This window comes from Nocardia sp. NPDC006044 (genome assembly GCF_042871115.1).
Lineage (GTDB): Bacteria > Actinomycetota > Actinomycetes > Mycobacteriales > Mycobacteriaceae > Nocardia.
The window spans coordinates 1,155,516-1,172,253 of record NZ_JBIAID010000002.1; the positions used below are offsets into that span (position 1 = coordinate 1,155,516).

General features: G+C 63.6%; 13 protein-coding genes. 5 read left to right on the plus strand and 8 right to left on the minus strand.

Annotated elements, in window-relative coordinates; all coding sequences use genetic code 11:
* Positions 1-59: 59 nt before the first annotated feature.
* The 3 genes from ACFYO1_RS22860 (at position 60) to ACFYO1_RS22870 (ending at position 3,205) form a co-directional block, all read left to right on the plus strand.
* Positions 60-1,166, plus strand: a complete 1,107-nt coding sequence (locus ACFYO1_RS22860; protein WP_387234281.1) for a DUF4185 domain-containing protein — start codon at positions 60-62, stop codon at positions 1,164-1,166.
* 106 nt (positions 1,167-1,272) lie between these two features.
* Complete coding sequence (locus ACFYO1_RS22865) at positions 1,273-2,493, plus strand: erythromycin esterase family protein (RefSeq protein WP_387234284.1); 1,221 nt, start codon at positions 1,273-1,275, stop codon at positions 2,491-2,493.
* A 10-nt stretch (positions 2,494-2,503) separates the two neighbouring features.
* Positions 2,504-3,205 (plus strand): class I SAM-dependent methyltransferase, encoded by a 702-nt coding sequence (locus ACFYO1_RS22870; RefSeq protein ID WP_387234287.1) that lies wholly within the window; start codon positions 2,504-2,506, stop codon positions 3,203-3,205.
* Positions 3,206-3,207: 2 nt separating this feature from the next.
* Here the strand turns inward: ACFYO1_RS22870 and ACFYO1_RS22875 are convergent, their stop codons facing one another.
* Positions 3,208-4,689, minus strand: coding sequence for an alpha/beta hydrolase (locus ACFYO1_RS22875; protein WP_387234289.1), 1,482 nt, complete (start codon positions 4,687-4,689; stop codon positions 3,208-3,210).
* Positions 4,690-4,909: 220 nt separating this feature from the next.
* Here ACFYO1_RS22875 and ACFYO1_RS22880 point away from each other — a divergent pair, with 220 nt between their 5' ends.
* Positions 4,910-5,140: a hypothetical protein gene (locus ACFYO1_RS22880; protein ID WP_387234292.1), complete on the plus strand. Its 231-nt coding sequence runs from the start codon at positions 4,910-4,912 to the stop codon at positions 5,138-5,140.
* A gap of 3 nt (positions 5,141-5,143) precedes the next feature.
* Here the strand turns inward: ACFYO1_RS22880 and ACFYO1_RS22885 are convergent, their stop codons facing one another.
* The gene (locus ACFYO1_RS22885; protein WP_387234295.1) at positions 5,144-5,740 is read right to left on the minus strand and encodes an alpha/beta family hydrolase; all 597 of its coding nucleotides are present in this window, start codon (positions 5,738-5,740) and stop codon (positions 5,144-5,146) included.
* Between the two features lie 226 nt (positions 5,741-5,966).
* Between ACFYO1_RS22885 and ACFYO1_RS22890 the strand changes: the two genes are divergently transcribed.
* Positions 5,967-7,802, plus strand: a complete 1,836-nt coding sequence (locus ACFYO1_RS22890) for an acyl-CoA dehydrogenase (protein WP_387235326.1) — start codon at positions 5,967-5,969, stop codon at positions 7,800-7,802.
* Positions 7,803-7,854: 52 nt separating this feature from the next.
* Here ACFYO1_RS22890 and ACFYO1_RS22895 read toward each other — a convergent pair whose 3' ends face one another.
* The 6 genes from ACFYO1_RS22895 to ACFYO1_RS22920 all read right to left on the minus strand — a co-directional run bounded on the left by ACFYO1_RS22895 (position 7,855) and on the right by ACFYO1_RS22920 (position 16,554).
* The gene (locus ACFYO1_RS22895) at positions 7,855-8,949 is read right to left on the minus strand and encodes a GGDEF domain-containing protein (RefSeq protein ID WP_387234298.1); all 1,095 of its coding nucleotides are present in this window, start codon (positions 8,947-8,949) and stop codon (positions 7,855-7,857) included.
* Between the two features lie 454 nt (positions 8,950-9,403).
* A complete protein-coding gene (locus ACFYO1_RS22900; protein WP_150400168.1) occupies positions 9,404-9,634 on the minus strand; it encodes a hypothetical protein in 231 nt (76 codons plus the stop codon).
* A 493-nt stretch (positions 9,635-10,127) separates the two neighbouring features.
* Positions 10,128-10,874, minus strand: coding sequence for a hypothetical protein (locus ACFYO1_RS22905; RefSeq protein WP_387234301.1), 747 nt, complete (start codon positions 10,872-10,874; stop codon positions 10,128-10,130).
* A gap of 682 nt (positions 10,875-11,556) precedes the next feature.
* Positions 11,557-12,105, minus strand: a complete 549-nt coding sequence (locus tag ACFYO1_RS22910) for a hypothetical protein (RefSeq protein WP_387234305.1) — start codon at positions 12,103-12,105, stop codon at positions 11,557-11,559.
* Positions 12,105-15,611 carry a hypothetical protein gene (locus ACFYO1_RS22915; protein ID WP_387234308.1) on the minus strand — a complete coding sequence of 1,169 codons (3,507 nt, stop codon included), beginning with the start codon at positions 15,609-15,611 and terminating at the stop codon, positions 12,105-12,107. The genes ACFYO1_RS22910 and ACFYO1_RS22915 overlap by 1 nt, the downstream gene beginning before the upstream one ends.
* A gap of 391 nt (positions 15,612-16,002) precedes the next feature.
* Positions 16,003-16,554 (minus strand): hypothetical protein, encoded by a 552-nt coding sequence (locus tag ACFYO1_RS22920; RefSeq protein ID WP_387234311.1) that lies wholly within the window; start codon positions 16,552-16,554, stop codon positions 16,003-16,005.
* Positions 16,555-16,738 lie beyond the last annotated feature (184 nt).

Consider the following 16,738-nt stretch of genomic DNA (forward strand, 5'->3'; position numbering starts at 1 on the left):
ATCGCGGGAATTCTGTGTTTCGTATCGCTCTCGGCGCGGACACGGAGGGCTCACAGACCTTGACCAAGACGGCATCCATCTTGCTTTCGGCGTTGGCGGGTGCTTCGGCCTTGCTTATCAGTGCATCCACCCCCGCCTGCGCAAACCCGAACACCATCAACCCCATTCCGGTGCTCAATGGCAGCAACGGCCTGCCCAACCTGGTCGGGCGGACCAAGGCCGTGTTCCAGATGACCGGCATGGCCAGCCCGAACAACACCCAGGCCTACAACGTGCTCGGCACCGACCTCGGCATCATGTGGGACAACGGCAACGGCGAGTTGCTGACCGCATTCGGCGATACCGCGGGCATCGGTTTTCCGAACCTTCTGGCCGGAAGCATGTGGTCGTGGCGGTCGAATATCCTCACTCGAAGTCATACCCAGAACCCGTCCGGCGGCATCTATTTCGACAGCGTCGTCCGGGACGTTTTCGGTCAGGCGCGGGATCTCATCCCCAGCCCAAAAATACCTTTTCTGGAGATTAGCCGCATTCCTACTGCGGGCATCTCGGTCGGCGGCGTCCAATTCATGAGCCTCATGTCCGTGCGCAGCTGGGACGAGGTCGGACAGTGGACCACGAACTATTCCGGGCTCGCCGCGTCCGGCGACAACGGCGAAACCTGGGGCGAGCTGCCGGCCACCCGGCGCCCGGACGAGGGCGGCAACAGCAACTTCCAGATGAACGCCTTCCTCAAGGACGGCGGATTCGTCTACGAGTACGGCACGCCGTCCGGGCGCAACCAGTCCGCGTACGTCGCGCGGGTACCGGAAGCCCAGATCACCGATCTCGGCGCGTACGAGTACTGGGACGGCGGGGCGTGGAAACGCGGCGACGTCAATGCCGCGGCGCCGATCATGTGGGGCGTCGGCGAGCTGTCGGTGATGTACAACGCCTATCTGGGGCAATACATCTCACTCACCACCGACCCGTTCAACTCGGTGGTCATGCGGCGCGCCCCGGCGCCGACCGGTCCGTGGAGCGATCCCGAGGTGCTGATCGACACCAGGGAGCTGCCGAGCGCGTACGCGCCGTCGATCTTCCCGTATCAGACCGGGCGCGATCTGTACTACCTCACGACCGTGCACAGTCAGTACAACGTGCTGCTCATGCGCACGCCGCTGTAACGGGGTCCCAGCTCCGAGTTCCGCGCGATCCAGCACAGCCTTGACCTCAACAGTGCTTGATGTATGAGGCTCGGCGGTGCTGGATCGTCGTCGTTCAGGAGGAACCATGGGAACCGTCGCACCCGAGATCGCCACCGTGCGTGCGTGGCTCAGCGCCAATGCCCGTCCGATCTCCGATACCGATCCCGGCCACACCGGGCCCGATCTCGACCCGCTGATCCATCGACTCGCAACGGCGACGGTGGTCGGGCTCGGCGAGTCGACGCGGTTCTCCCGGCAGATCTACGGGATGCAGGAACGCGTCTTCCGCGCGCTCGTCGAGCGGCATGGGTTCCGCGGGTTGGCGATTCAGGACAGTGCCGGCTCCGGCGAGCGGTGGGATCGCTACGTACGCACCGGAACAGGCGATCCCGAGTCGGTGCTCGCCGGGTCATGGCGACCGTGGCGGACGACGGAAACCATTGCGGCACTCAACTGGATCCGCGCGTTCAACCAGGCGCATCCCGACGATCAGGTCCGAGTGTTCGGGGTGCAGCCGCCGAACGCGGAGCCCGCGGACTACGACCTGGTACTCGACTATGTGCGGCGAATCGCACCGGATCGGCTGGCCGCCATCGAAACTCACCTGACGCCGATCCGCACCGCGCATCAACTGGACGAGCATGTCCAGCGCCATCAGGGAATTCATCCGGGACGCCCGTTCGCTGAGGACGCACGCGACGCGCTCGCCTTGCTCGAAAGCCTGCCGGCTACACCGGAATACGCTCAGGTCCGCACCCATATGGAGCGGATTCTCGACTTCCACGAGAACAGCGTCGCCGGGCAGGGCGGATTCGCCCGCGACGAGCGGCTCTCCGGACTGCGGGTCATCGACCGGCAACGCGAGACCGGCGCGAAGATCGTCTACTGGGACGGCATCGCCCACACCACGAACCTCCGATTGGACATGGGTGCGGCGGAATTCCGCGGCGTCGGCGCCTATCTGCACGAGGAGTACGGCACCGGCTACGTCTCGGTCGCCCTCGGCTTCCACCACGGCGACCTCGGGCGGACCATCGCGCCCGATCCGCTGCCCGATCTGGTGGACGCGCTCCTCGGCTCGGTCGACCTGCCCGCCTACTACGTAGACCTGCGCGCCGAGGCGCCCGAAGCGGTGCGAGCATGGCGCAGCGGCCCGGCCAAGGCGCGCGTCATCAGCGGCATCTATGACCCCGCCGAGGACGCCGGCGCCAACATCACCGTCGCGTCGCTGGCCGGCGCGTTCGACGTGCTGGTGCACATCCGGGAAACCTCGCCGGTCCATTGGCTACACGTCGGCGATCAATAGACTCGCGAGCATGGATGCGACCGAATGGGACGAGCGCTACGCGCAAACGGAATTGGTCTGGGGCGCACCGCCGAACAACACCATGGTGGAACACGTCTTCGGGCTGGACCGGAGCACGCCGCTGCGTCCGGACACGCCCGGCGGCGAACCGCCCGAACTCCCGCGCGCCCTCGACCTGGCCTGCGGCGAAGGCCGCAACGCGCTGTGGCTGGCGACGCACGGCTGGCAGGTGCACGCCGTCGACTATTCGCAGGTCGGCGTCGACAAGGGCCGCACCATCGCCACCCGCCTTTCGCGGTCCGTGCGCAGCCGGATCACCTGGCAGTGCGCCGACGTCACCGATTTCGACGCCGCCGAGATCACCGGCCCGTACGAGCTGGTCCTGATGGTCTTCCTGCATCTGCCCGCCGACCAGCGTGCCGAGGTGGTCCGCCGGGCCGCCGACGTGCTCGTCCCCGACGGCACTTTGCTCGTCCTCGGCCACGACACCACCAACCTCACCGACGGTTACGGCGGTCCCAAGGACCCCTCCGTCCTCTTCACGCCCGACGATATCGTCGCCGACCTGCAAAAGTCCGTCGCGGACAACCGCATCCGCATCCGCCTGGCCGAACGCGTCCACCGCCCGACCGAGGGCCGTGACGCCATCGACGCCTTGGTCATCGCCACCCGGCTCGAGCCGGAATCGGACGAGATCGAACCGGCTTCGTGAGGTCACGGCAGGAGTAGCCGCCAGTACAGGGCCCAGGGAACGAACGCGAGTCCCGCAAGGACCAGCAGGGCGAGCCGGACCCGGACTGCCCCGGCCAGCTGGTCCCGCGCCCGCCAATAGGTGACCGCGGTAGTGGCGGTGGCGAGCAATACCGCGACGCCGCAGATCTGTAGCGATAGCCACGGCCAGGTACGGCCGGCGACGAAGGCCGCGGCACCTCGGCCGCCGGTGGCGAATATCCATATCAGGTAGGCCGTAGTCCCGGCGACAGCCAGGAATCCCGTCGCCGACAACCACCGGGCGGGCCACCGCACCGGATTTCGACCCGACGACTCGCGCCGCCCGATCCAGGCGGTGAGCGGGTATCCGGCGAATCCGATCAGCAGCAGCGCCAGGAGCGCGTATCGCACCGCCGCAGCCTCGTACCATGCTCCGCTCGACGGCGACAGGCTCGAATGCTCCTGCGCTGGAACAGGTTCCGTGCTGGATAACGGCGCGCGACCGGCGGCGACCGACTGGACCCAGGAGGTCATAGTGCCGGCGTATACGGGTGCGAGCGCGCCGAGCGTCTTACCGTCGACAACCGGACCACCGACCTTGTCGAAGCCATCAGTGGTTACGTGCCCGGTATGCCCCGCTCTCGGTACGAACCGGATGGTGGCGTGCTGGTTACCCGCGCGGTCGAGCGCCTGCTGGAACACCGCGGCACTCTCGGCGGGCGGGGTGATGGTGTCGTGCTCGCCCCACAGCAGCAGCATCGGCAGGCGGAGCCGCTCCAGCACGGGCACCGGATCGTGTCCGGCCTCGGGAAAAAGCCCGGTGTCCGACATCAGCAATGCCCCCGGCCGCGCGACCGCGTCGGGGAAGGCACCGGAAATACCACGGTGGCGCAGTTGATTACCCAGGTTCCAGGTCTGCGTGCGCAACGGGTCGAATCCGGAGGCGCCGATCGTGATCAGAAACGCGACCTCCGGCGATTTCGCGGCGGCCAGCGGCGCCACCCAGCCGCCTTCGCTCAACGCCCACAACCCGGTCTTCGCCGGATCGACGTCCGGCCGGCCCCGCAGGGTGGCCAGGGCGGCGAGGGCGTCGTCGGCCAGCAGGTCGAAATCCCGGTTCATGAAGGAGTAGCCGTCCGTGCGTTTGTCGAAGGCCAGGGCGACAATGCCCGCGCGAGCGAAAGTCTTGGCCTCGGGGACATATTCGGCGCGCGGTCCCGGTCCCGCGCCATGGACGAGGACGATGCCGGGCCGTCTCGCATCGGCGGCCGCCCGCGGTATGAACACGGTGCCGTGCAACGTCAGCCCATGGCTCTGGAACGAGACCTCCTCCCGGATCGGATCATCGTCGGCGGGAGCCGCACCGGCCGGGCCGACGCTCGCGCCGAGACCCGCCACCACGGCGATCGCGACAAGTACCGGGCGAAGGGACATTCGACGGATCGCCGGTCTACGCTTCAGCCAGGCGATCAGGGCAATCTGCATGCTCTGCACGCTAACTACGGAAACCTCGACCGACATCGGGCTGCGGTCCTAGATCCCCAGTCCTACAAGCACTTTCGACCTACCGCCGCCGAGGGATGCGGTAGCGGCAGGCGCCGAGGTAGCGCCGCCGAAGACGCGGCCAACGATATTGGGGGCGTGTCGATGACGAGCGGCGTGGCTAGCGTTGCCGGTGATCCAACCGCAACCGTAGGAGCTACCCATGAGCCGTGCCGTCCTAAAAGTCATTGTCGCCGTGGGCATCACGCTGACCGCAGGCGCGGGGGCGGCACACGCGGCAGCCGGGATTCCGCTGGAACCCGCGCCGAGCAGCCAGGTCGCCCCGGTCGGCACCGAGGCGACGCCCATCGGCGTATCGCCCGGGTCCAGCAGCGCCGCGGCCCTGGCCTGCCTCGTGCAGTCGATCTCCTCCGGCGCCAAATACTGCATGTAGCCGCTAGCTACTCCAGCGCTCCAACCAGGGCGCGACCGTCTCGGCGATGACATCGAATCCGGTGCGGAACGAGTGCGGCTGACCCGGGATCACCCGCACCTCCGCGGCGTCGGCGGCATCCGGGATGCCGAACGGATCGCTGCCACCGTTGATCACGACCACCTCGATGTCCCCCGCGTCGAGCAACTCCGCGCGCCGCGTCTTCTCCGGCTTTCCCGGTGGATGCAGCGGGAACGACAGCGCGATCACCCCGCGCGCCCGCACCGCGATCGCCGTGCGGCAGGCCACCCGCGCCCCGTTGCTACGCCCGCCCTGGATCAGCGGGACCTGCTTGATCCGCTTGCGCAGGTCGGCCACGATCTCCAGCCACGCCTCGTCCTGCTTCACCGCCGACCCGGGCGCGCGTCGCCCAGCCACCCGGTAGGGCTGGGTCACCCTGGCCACCGCGCCGCCCAGGTCCAGCGCGGTGTCGCGCACGGTCAGGATGTCCTTGGCGTCGACGCCACCGCCTGAGCCGTGGGTCAATACCAGCAGGAAGGCGGGTTTGCGCGGCCGGTCGAGCTCGATTTCGGCCGGTCCGGCACTCGTCTCGATTCGCACGCTTCACCGTAACCCGGGTCGGCGTGTCGGCCGGCGATCCCGCGCGCGGCGCTGTTTTTCGCGTCACATTCCCGCTCGAGCCTTTGCCAGTCCATTACCGACCGGTAATATAGGTCGTAAGTTACCCGCGAGTAGCATGCGGAAAACCGGCTAACCGGTAGACGAGAAACGGGCGGGAACGGTCAACCAACCGACCGCACCAACTCAACGGAGAGTGAGTACTGACATGGGTCACTACAAGAGCAACGTCCGCGACCTGGAGTTCAACCTCTTCGAGGTCCTCGGTCTCGGGTCCATCATCGACGGTGACGCCTACGGCGACCTCGACACGGACACCGTGAAGGAGATGCTCGCCGAGGTACGTCGCCTCGCCGAGGGCCCCCTCGCCGAGTCGTTCGCCGACGCCGACCGCAACCCGCCGGTCTTCGATCCGGAGACGCACACCGTCGCCATCCCCGAATCGTTCAAGAAGTCCTTCCGCGCGCTGCAAGAAGGCGGCTGGGAGAAGCTCGGCATTCCGGAGGAGCTCGGCGGACTCGGCGTCCCGCGCACCGTGCACTGGGCGATCAGCGAGCTGATCCTCGGCGCACAGCCCGCCGCGTACATGTACGCCGCAGGCCCCGGCTTCAACACCATCTTCCACAACAACGGCACCGACGAGCAGAAGAAGTGGGCCCAGATCGCGATCGACCGCGACTGGGGCGCCACCATGGTGCTCACCGAGCCCGACGCGGGCTCCGACGTCGGCGCCGGCCGCACCAAGGCCATCAAGCAGGAAGACGGCACCTGGCACATCGAGGGTGTGAAGCGCTTCATCACCTCCGCCGATGCCGACGACATGTTCGAGAACACCATCCACCTGGTGCTGGCCCGCCCCGAGGGCGCAGGCCCCGGCACCAAGGGCCTGTCGCTGTTCTTCGTGCCGAAGTTCCACTTCGACCACGAGACCGGTGAACTCGGCGACCGCAACGGCGTCTTCGTCACCGGCGTCGAGCACAAGATGGGCCTGAAGGTTTCGGCCACCTGTGAGGTCACCTTCGGCGGCAACGGCATTCCGGCCAAGGGCTGGCTCGTCGGCGAGGTGCACAACGGCATCGCGCAGATGTTCGACGTCATCGAGAACGCGCGCATGATGGTCGGCACCAAGGCCATCGCCACCCTGTCGACCGGTTACCTGAACGCACTGGAATACGCCAAGGAGCGCGTCCAGGGTGCGGACCTGACCAAGATGACCGACAAGGCCGCGCCCCGCGTCACCATCACCCATCACCCCGACGTGCGTCGCTCGCTGGCCAGCCAGAAGGCCTACGCCGAGGGCCTGCGCGCGATCTACCTCTACACCGCCGCACACCAGGATCCCGATGTCGCCCTTCAGGTTTCGGGCGCCGACGCCGATCTCGCGGACCGGGTCAACGACCTGCTGCTGCCGATCGTCAAGGGTGTCGGTTCCGAGCGGGCCTACCAGTACCTGACCGAATCGCTGCAGACCCTGGGCGGCTCCGGCTTCCTCCAGGACTACCCGATCGAGCAGTACATCCGCGACGCGAAGATCGACTCGCTCTACGAGGGCACCACCGCCATCCAGGCGCAGGACTTCTTCTTCCGCAAGATCGCCCGTGACCGCGGCGTCGCGCTGGCCCACGTGGCCGGCCAGGTGCAGAAGTTCATCGACACCGAGGCGGGCAACGGCCGGCTCAAGGGCGAGCGCAAGCTGCTCGCCACCGCGCTCGAGGACGTGCAGGGCATGGCCGCCACCCTCACCGGGCACCTGATGGGCGCCCAGGAGAACCCGACCGAGCTGTACAAGGTCGGCCTCGGTTCGGTGCGCTTCCTGCTCGCCGTCGGCGACCTGCTCATCGGCTGGCAGTTGCTGCGTCAGGCCGAGATCGCCATCAAGGCGCTCGACAACGGCGCGACCGGTGCCGACGCGTCCTTCTACCAGGGCAAGGTCGCGGTCGCGCAGTTCTTCGCCCGCAACATGCTGCCGGAGCTGACCGCGGTCCGCACCATCCTGTCCAACCTGGACAACGACATCATGGAGCTGGACGAAGCCGCGTTCTGATCCGCTGATACGACGAAAACGGCCCGGATCGCTCCGGGCCGTTTTCGCGTTTCTAGGTCACCGTGGACGCGACCGGTTCGTCGACGACCACCATGTTCCCGCCGAGTTGTTTGGCCTCGTACATCGCCTCATCGGCCCGCCCGAGCATCGAGTACGGCAGCGGCAGCTCGCACGGTCCGTCGAACACCACCACCCCGATACTCGCGGTCACCGAGATCGTCTCCGCCGGCTCGTTCGCGTCCCGCCGCACCACCTGCGGCTCCGACACCGCCAGCCGCGCCTGCTCGGCCACCGCCCGCGCCGTCCGATCCCCCACCGGCCCGAGCATCACGAACTCCTCACCGCCCGTGCGCGCGACCACCATTCGCGAGCCACGCACCGCGAGCAGCCGCTGCGCCGTGCGCAACAGCACCTCGTCACCCACCGCGTGACCGAAGCGATCGTTGATCGCCTTGAACCGATCGAGATCGACCGCGATCGCGCACATCGCCCTGCGGCACCCCGAGCCAGCCATCGTCGCCAAGTGCAGCTCCATCCCACGCCGATTCAGCAACGTGGTCAACGGATCCCGGACCGCGTCCTGCCGCAGCACCCAGAAGCAGAACTGCATCGCCGGCATCATGACCACCCCACACACCGCCGTCATCAGCACGATCACCGCGCCGAGCATCGGATCACCGCCGCCGGCCACCATCAGCCCGGTCAGTAAAACCACCGAGAACACCGTCCACGCCGCATGCAACGCAAGCACTTTCGCGTTGTGCATCACCGCCAGGTATCCCCCGGTGATCACCAGCAGCGTCAGCCCGAGCGCGCCGTACAGCCGATTCGATTCCTGCAGATTCGCCACCGTGATCGCCACATCCGCGGCCCCGAACAGCACCAGCGATTCGACCCTGGACGGCCACGGCAGCAACCACCAGCGCAACGCCCAGTACACCGCGAACCCAGCGATGACCCAGTCGATCGCCGAGCCGATCCCCTGCGGCGGACCACCGTCCGAGGACGCCGCCAGCATGGCGATGCCCGCCAGGAAGACACCGCCCATCCCGACGACCACCTTCAACCAGCGCACCGCCGTATAGGAGTCGAGCGCGCGGGCGAGCCACGCGTAGTCCGCCGGATCCCGCCACCAAGCTCTCAACATCGCGCCGCCTTTGGCCACGGTCACCCACCTAGTGCAGAGGATCCTCACCTTGCTGACGACAGGCGCGGGATTGCGTCATCGGAATCCCACCAGCTACTTGGTCGAGTGTATGACTGGGATCGCGCGGATGCACGGAACCGAGTGGCGGACGAGGTGCAGTTCGCTGCGCCGACTGTCATCTGTCATACCTGCTCAACGCATGTTTTATGCTTTCGACCAAGGCGATACCCGGAGCACATCCGCTGTCACCGCCCACAGGTCCACTACTTCGAACATTCCTCACATAACCGGCATCGTGAACCTTCGGCAAACATCGTGAGGCGTCTCTTCTCTCCAGCTGTGACCGAGTCACGAAAACGACAAAGCGACCCGGATGCCTCCGGGCCGCTTCGCGAAATTCAGGACACCCCGCCGTCCATCCCCCGCAGTACGCGGGCGGCATCACTTCAGCGAGCTACTTGGCACCCGCCGACCCGGTTGTCAGCGCCTTGATCAGATCGACCAGCGCCGAGCTCGACCCGGTCCCATTCGGATCCGGCTCACCGACGCCGATCACCGGCTGCACCGAAATCCCCGGCTGCACAGTCACACTCGGAGCCGCACCGGCGGTAGCCAGACCCGATCCGGCGATAACCACACCGGCCGCCGCCGCCAGCACAACCCCGAACACACGCATTTTGCTCATTCAGCTGTTTCCTTTACAGAATCTTTCCTGGTCGAAAACCCCATTGGTATCGACCGAGGCAGTTCTATCACGCAGATTCAGCCTCCAGCGACTGTTCAGCCATCGCAGATTCTCACGGTTGATTGCCCATCGATTGCATGCTTAGGGCCGTGCAACTTTCAAACTGTAAGCTGACCTATAGCAGGCCACGCCCCCATTTCCACCGGCAGAACTTCCAACGGCAAGGGCTACGACCGGCAGTGACCGCACATTATTCGATACAATAGGCACTGTGCATGACCAAATCAGACGCGAAGCCAGTCGAACTGGCAAATATTTGGCATACGATCTCCGCCGGAGTAATTCGCCAACCGCATGAAATATATAGAATCAGCAATCCAGCGGCTAAGCTGTGATTCATCACATACGCTATGTATGTAACATTCCTTACTGATTCGCCGAATGCCACGCGACGCCGATAAGCCCCGGTAGACCTTACTGCCGCGGTTTCATTTCAGAGCGCGAGCTTCTGCACACCGTATTCATCGGCCACCAGAACGGCATTATCGGTCACCGCGATGCCGCGCGGGTTGCGCAGCACGCCCGGCCCCGATGGGAGCACCGACTGCACACCGTCGGGCGTCATCTTCACCACGCGCGGAGTCGAGCTCCGATACCCGGCCTGCGCGACATAGATGTTTCCGGCTCCGTCAATATCCAGACCCATCGACCGATCGAGCCCGGTGAAGGGCAGCGTGGTCTGATTGCCTGCGGCATCGAGCCGCACGATACCGATCCGGTCCTCACTGTTCGAGACGGTGATCGTCCCCGCAGTATCGACAAAGATGCCGAACGGGAAAGCCAGATTCCCGGGCGGGATCGTTTCCTGAGTGCCGTTCGGCCGCACTCGAACAATTCGATCGTTCCAGCTGTCGACCACATACAAGTTGCCGGCAGTGTCGACATGAACGTCCGTGGGGTTCCGCAGCTCAGGAATCACTATAGTCGTTTCCACCCCGGCGGTGGTCAGCCGATATACAAAGCCGCGCTGATACTTACTGTCATACTTGTAGTCAGTGACATAAACGGTGCCTGCCGCATCCACGGTCACGCCGTACGGAATCTGCAGATACCGGAACGAAAGCCTGGACTCCCGCCCCTCCGGATCCTGCTTGAAGACATAGTTGCTGACCGAACTATTCGCGATATATATATTACCGGCGTCGTCGACCGCTACACCGGCAGGGCCGTACACGGCCATTATTCACTCCTTGATAGATGTACTATTCGAAGTTCCGCCTACCCAGGCAGCACGCATGGATTCACGCTGTTTGCCGGCCACTGCAACATGTCCGCCGCTATCGGCCACCTCGTACACCGATCGCGCGTACTTCGCGACTCGGATCGTTCCGAGTCACTTTCGCCGATGAGGGTGTTGGCATCACACCGGCTCTGCACGATCGGTTCGTATGAGCACTCCGGTCACAGAGTCGTCGTACTCCTCCCGCTCGGTACGCGGAAGGGATACCTCAACCAGTTTTCCGTCATAGATCATCCACAACCCGAAGCAATCATCTTCTTAATCGCGAACCAGAACCTGCACAGAATCAGGGCGCGGCCACTCGAGCGACTCCAGATACGGAAGAAGCCCCCGCCAAGTATTACGCCCGAACTGAATCACCCACGCGTAACACTGACCGGACCCGCCATAAGTACCCGCAAACACCGAATCATCTACCCGCGTGAAACTCTGATACCACGCCCGATTGTCATCAGGCTCCGTCAAGTGCTCCATAACACCTTCAGCATCACGGGCAAGAACGACGACCTCAGCAAACCTACTCAATATTCGTGCCTCTCCTGAAATCGAGCATGAACGTAGTTCAAATTCTCGCAGCATCGAGGATGCGTTCTCGCATCTCAGGCTCGAGCCAGAACACGCCTCAGCTGAAATCAATATATTCCGACCACGCCGGATCGATCCAATGACCCAGCTCATGCATTATTTCCAGCCGTTCGCGATCCTCGGCAACGTTAGGGGAAATGTCGTCGAACCAGCCCGTAACCGACGACCATCCTTCCTCCGCCGGTTCGCCCTCAGTGATCACCCACACAGGGGGATCCGGGCGTAACAGGTCGGCCCCATCAATGACATAAAAGGAGTAGGACTGATGATCGACCAACACCAACATTCCCGCGGAGTCGACGAGGGTGTCGCCGACTTGGCGCAGCGTCGCCAGAGCAAATCGCTTGCTGTCGCTGCCCACCATCTCGACGCCGAACGAACTGCCCGCCAGCCATCGACTACGTCGTACACCGATCAACCGCAAAATCTCACGAACAGCCTGTGGGATCGCCGAGACGCCTTGCTGAACCGCCCACGCATCAATCTGTTGATCAGATGCCCCCGTCATCGACTCGCGCCTCAGCCCGTCAGCGACAACCCGCTCCACAGTCATCCGAACCGCTTCGGCAGCGTACTCGTTATTCATCAGGCCAACCTATCCTGTGCAAGACTACGGATTTCCAAACGGATACCGGGAAATATCGCCCGATAAGTCGAAACCACATCTTTACATGAGTCACATATCTGTTCAAATGCAGGAAAGCTCCGACCGGGAGGTATATCCATCACGAGTCGGACATCGCCAGTAATTTCGTCGATCGAAAACGGCGTATACTCACCTCCCGACTTCGCAGCATTTCGTGAGCCGATCTCATTGAGGTATCTAATGGATTCCTCAACCCTATCCTTTGCACGCTGTATCTGACCGCGTTTACCAGAAGGATATTCGACTCGCCCATTTTCTATATCTCTCGCAACCTTCTTCACAGCATTCTGAATTGCGGCCTCGACGTCTTTTCGAGAGAAATCCCGCACGGTCTCCAGATGTGTGCGTACGAGCTCCTCAAAAGTATTGATCTCTGAATCATTGGCCCGATCCGTAAGCCTCGCCGACCGCAGCGTTGGAGAATTAGGATCATAACTTGCAGCCTTTCGATCCTCGAATATCCGCTTATTAGGGGCGGGTCGATAAACACTCCGATCAGCGGGCGACCATGACTCTTGAGGCTTCTTTCCGCTATATCCGAAAAAGTCGCCACTCTTGCCATTATCCATCCGATACCGCGTCGTGGTAAGCGCTCGACTGCCTGGCCGGCGGACCTCGTCCAACTCCGGGTCACGCCCGGTCCTTGTGCGAACGTCGTCCAAACCGTCAGACCGCAGCTGCTTGTTCGAGCGGGTGAGATCACTGAAATCTCGGCCGGAATCGGAATCACCAGTTCCACCACGACCACCACCACCGCCACCACCACCACGACCACCGCCACCACCGGAACTTCCGCTTCCGCCGCCGGCGTTACTCCCGAGGCTCCCGCCCCGAGAACTCCCTGCGCCCCGAGCTGGCGGGATCGTACCGCCTGAACGGCCGGCCTGGTTGACGATCCGGGTCTGGGAGGAGCCGGTGACTCCGATCAGTTCTTTCGTCTCGAGTTCGACGATGGTGTCGGACTGGTGGATTACGTAGCGCAGTTGTCCGGCGATGCCTGCGTCGGTTTGGATGAGGGTGTTGGCGTAGGGGTCGGCGGGGGCGAACGGCAGTTGCTTCGCTGGGATGGGTGCGTTCTGGTTGGGGAATGTGGTGTGCGGGTTGGCTGCCGGGGCTTCGTAGCGGGTTGGTGAGCCGACGCGGGCGGGGGCCTCCGTCGGCGGCGGGGTGATCTTCGGCGCTGACGGCGACCCCGCCGAGCCGCCCCAGGAGACCGGCGGCTGCTCGGTGGGCAAGGCGGCTTTCGGCACTGAGGGCGACCCCGCTGATCCGCCCCAGGCGGCCGGCGGCTGTTCGGCGGGCAAGCCGGCCTTCGGGACCGATTTCGGTGCCGCTGAACCACCCCAGGAGAACGGGGCGGTGGAATCTGCGATACCGGCGCGGGCGGTGTTCGCCGCGATACCGGGTGCGGCCTTCGCCGCCGCGGCGGCCGCGGCGGCTTCACGAGCCAGGGCTGCGGCTTCGCGTGCTTTGAAGGCAGCGATAACTTTGGCACCGGCGCGGAAGGCGACGCGACCCGCGCCATCGAGAACAGCCAACGTCGCCAATTCGAATGCCAGATCTTCGAACTGTTCCGCGACACTCGGCCCGTGCCCAGGGTCTGTTGCCCAATGGAAACCACTGCCGTCTTTGAACAATACACCGCCGCCCGCAACTTTATAGATCTTGTCGGCGGAAACACCTGGCGGTATGAGAACTTCGGTGATTTCAGCATTGACTCCCGTGTCAGGGCGCTGCACAAATCGACGATTGCTTGTATTTTCGAATGCCTTCGGCTCTACCTCGAAGTCATACTTGCCGCCGACCGCAATACTGTATTTGACGATGGAAGGGTTCCGGGCTTCACTGCTGTTCGGAATTACCGGCTTGCCATCTGGACCATAGCGGATGATCGAGTCACCGACTTGCACCAGATGATTTCCGTTGGCGTCGGTCATCGAGCCGTCAGGATGGCGATCGAACTGCAAGAACCTGTTCGGGTCCGACGCCTTGCCCGGTTTTTCACCAATCGAAACGACATGGTCTATGCCATTTTTGCCAGCAATACTGACCTGAACGAGTAGGCCGTCTTTCCAGACAGTCTTGATTAACGCATCGCGGTCGCCATGTAGCTGGCCGAGCATGTCGGACAATTGCCGGGCAGCAATGTAGTCTTTGCTCGAAGTATCGACAGTCTTGCGATCACGGCTCAGTGCCATCGCCGCCATGACCGCACGGTTCATCTGGTCGTCGGCCTGCTTTCGCACATCGATCGCCCGGCCGGTGATTATCTGCACGCCATCTTTGAGCGTCGAGCCGGAAATCAATGATCCAGTCGGGTCATATAGCTGGCTACTGACCAGGTGTCCGTACTTGTCGAAGATCTTTTCCCGGAAGTTGTCGCCTTCCTTCTCTTGTACATGCAACTCGAGAGCTTTGTGATCGAAGCCTTCCCTGGAGGTCGGCGTCACATCCCAACGAATTCCGTTGTCATCAGTGTCGTAGCCATAACCATTGGCATCGATATCGCTGATGAGCGTGGTGTTTATGGCACCGTTTGCGCCGGGTGTGGCGACCGTGCTGCTGGTCGAGCCATTCGGATTGATGTGATCGGTTCTGATCGTGCCGTCGTCACGCACCTTGGAATCAGCTTTCGATACCGTCCCGTCGGGGTTCACCGATTCGGTATGCGTGTTCTTTCCATCGGCACTGATATCGGTCGAGATCGGGGCCGGGCCGGATGGGTCCTGGCCGGCCGGGACCGTGTAGATCTTCGCCTGGTTAGGTGGTGCTCCGTTGGTCCCGTCGGGGTACCGCACAGACAACGAACCGTCGGCGTTGGCCGTCCAGGTCGTCACTCCGCCGTTTCCGTCGGAGACCGAACGCACCTGGGTGATCGTGCCGTCGGCATTGCGGATCGTGGTGTCGATCGTTTGTCCGCCGGTACCGGGAACGATCACACTCGTCGCGACAGCTCCGTTATCCGACCTGGTCTCCCATGGCACACCCTCGGCCGGCAGCGTGGGGGCCGGCACCGTCGAATCGGCAGGGTTGGGCTGCGCCGGTGCCGGGGCGTCGACCGGTTTAGCGGCACCCGGGGTGGTGGTTGCGGGAACCTGTTGCGGCTGCTGGTTCTGGACCGACTGTGGATTCTGATTCGGTTGGGCAGGCTGGGTATTCGAACCCGGCGACGGCCGATTACCACCCGGCACCGGCGAAAACTGCTGCTGCTCATCACGTCTCGCTTGATTTGCCGCCGCCTGTTCTTCCGGCGTCATCGACCGATCACCAGGACCGGTCTGGAAACTCACCGGCTTGATCACTGACGGCGACACCACGGGCACGTCCGCGGCCGGAGCCGAATCCGCTGCTACCGACTGCGAATTCGCGGTCGGCCACGCCGCCTCGACCAGATCCTTACCCGCGAAGATCCGGGCGAGCTTCTGCCCAGAAGAGGTCGCGGTCATTCCATGGAAGTCATAGACACGGCCGTCGCCAGACCCTGCTCGGGTCGAATCATCCGACGCCCCACCGGCCGACAACGAGGCCAGGTGGGCGGTGCGCGCCGACGCCCACGGCGCCACCTCGGTTTGTGCCGGCCAAGCCGAATCAATCGCCACAACAGACCTCGATCACAATCAGAATTTGGGAATCCGAGAACGCACCGCGGTGTCAACTCGCGGAGCACACGGCAATACGACAAAGCGGCCCGGAGAATCCGGACCGCTTGTTATTTCAGTTGGCAGCTAAGTTTGATTTATGCCTGAATCCGACTCACACGTTGTGGGTCGATATGGCATCTGGAAAGAGACTCGATCAGAGCAGCCATTCGATAGAGGGCCTGTAATCGGGCAACATTTACGAATCTTCGATATCCGCTGCCCAGCTCGGAACCGGTCGACCGATTTCCCGCTTCAACTGCAGCATCTCGTACAATTCCGGAATGTTCGGTGCAGAGGCGGCAAACCATGCCGAAACACTGCTCCATGCCTGACGGGCCTCCTCGCCCTCGCTGACATCCCACACCGGCGGATCATCCTGATCGAGCACTGCCCCGTCGATCATCTGGTACGCGTATCCCTGATGAGCGCTGAGCACCAGCATCCCGGGAATATCGCGAATGTCGTGCGGTACATTGTCGACGGTTGCGGTCGCGGCGCGCTTCGTGCCGGCGTCAACGACATGCACACCGAAATGTGTACCAGCGAACCATAATCCCGGTTGGCCGCCGATGATCCGCAGGACCTCCCGTACTGCTGCCGGAACCCGGACCACGCCCTGCTCCGCAGCGAAACGATCGATCTCCCCATCTGAGGCACCGACAACCGACCCACGACGCAACCCAGCACTGACGACCCCGTCAAAGATTGCTCGTACTCGTCCACTTGCCCCGTTCAGCTGGTTGGTCATAGTGGACACACTCTTTCGCCCTCGAGATTGATGGCCTCTATCCGCACACTACGGAATACCGCCTGATACACGTGCATAAACTGCTCACAAGACCTACGGCTGACCGGACGAAACCGCGGTCATGCCCGCGGGAACGACAAAGCGACCCGGATAGCTCCGGGCCGCTTGTCATGTCGGGATGTTC

Excerpts from the sequence above, each read along its gene's own strand:
- ACFYO1_RS22865 (WP_387234284.1), top strand. The coding sequence starts at position 1,273 with ATGGGAACCGTCGCACCCGAGATCGCCACCGTGCGTGCGTGGCTCAGC.
- ACFYO1_RS22870 (WP_387234287.1), top strand. The coding sequence starts at position 2,504 with ATGGATGCGACCGAATGGGACGAGCGCTACGCGCAAACGGAATTGGTC.
- ACFYO1_RS22875 (WP_387234289.1), bottom strand. The coding sequence starts at position 4,689 with ATGCAGATTGCCCTGATCGCCTGGCTGAAGCGTAGACCGGCGATCCGT.
- ACFYO1_RS22880 (WP_387234292.1), top strand. The coding sequence starts at position 4,910 with ATGAGCCGTGCCGTCCTAAAAGTCATTGTCGCCGTGGGCATCACGCTG.
- ACFYO1_RS22890 (WP_387235326.1), top strand. The coding sequence starts at position 5,967 with ATGGGTCACTACAAGAGCAACGTCCGCGACCTGGAGTTCAACCTCTTC.
- ACFYO1_RS22895 (WP_387234298.1), bottom strand. The coding sequence starts at position 8,949 with ATGTTGAGAGCTTGGTGGCGGGATCCGGCGGACTACGCGTGGCTCGCC.
- ACFYO1_RS22900 (WP_150400168.1), bottom strand. The coding sequence starts at position 9,634 with ATGAGCAAAATGCGTGTGTTCGGGGTTGTGCTGGCGGCGGCGGCCGGT.
- ACFYO1_RS22905 (WP_387234301.1), bottom strand. The coding sequence starts at position 10,874 with ATGGCCGTGTACGGCCCTGCCGGTGTAGCGGTCGACGACGCCGGTAAT.
- ACFYO1_RS22910 (WP_387234305.1), bottom strand. The coding sequence starts at position 12,105 with ATGAATAACGAGTACGCTGCCGAAGCGGTTCGGATGACTGTGGAGCGG.
- ACFYO1_RS22915 (WP_387234308.1), bottom strand. The coding sequence starts at position 15,611 with ATGACCGCGACCTCTTCTGGGCAGAAGCTCGCCCGGATCTTCGCGGGT.
- ACFYO1_RS22920 (WP_387234311.1), bottom strand. The coding sequence starts at position 16,554 with ATGACCAACCAGCTGAACGGGGCAAGTGGACGAGTACGAGCAATCTTT.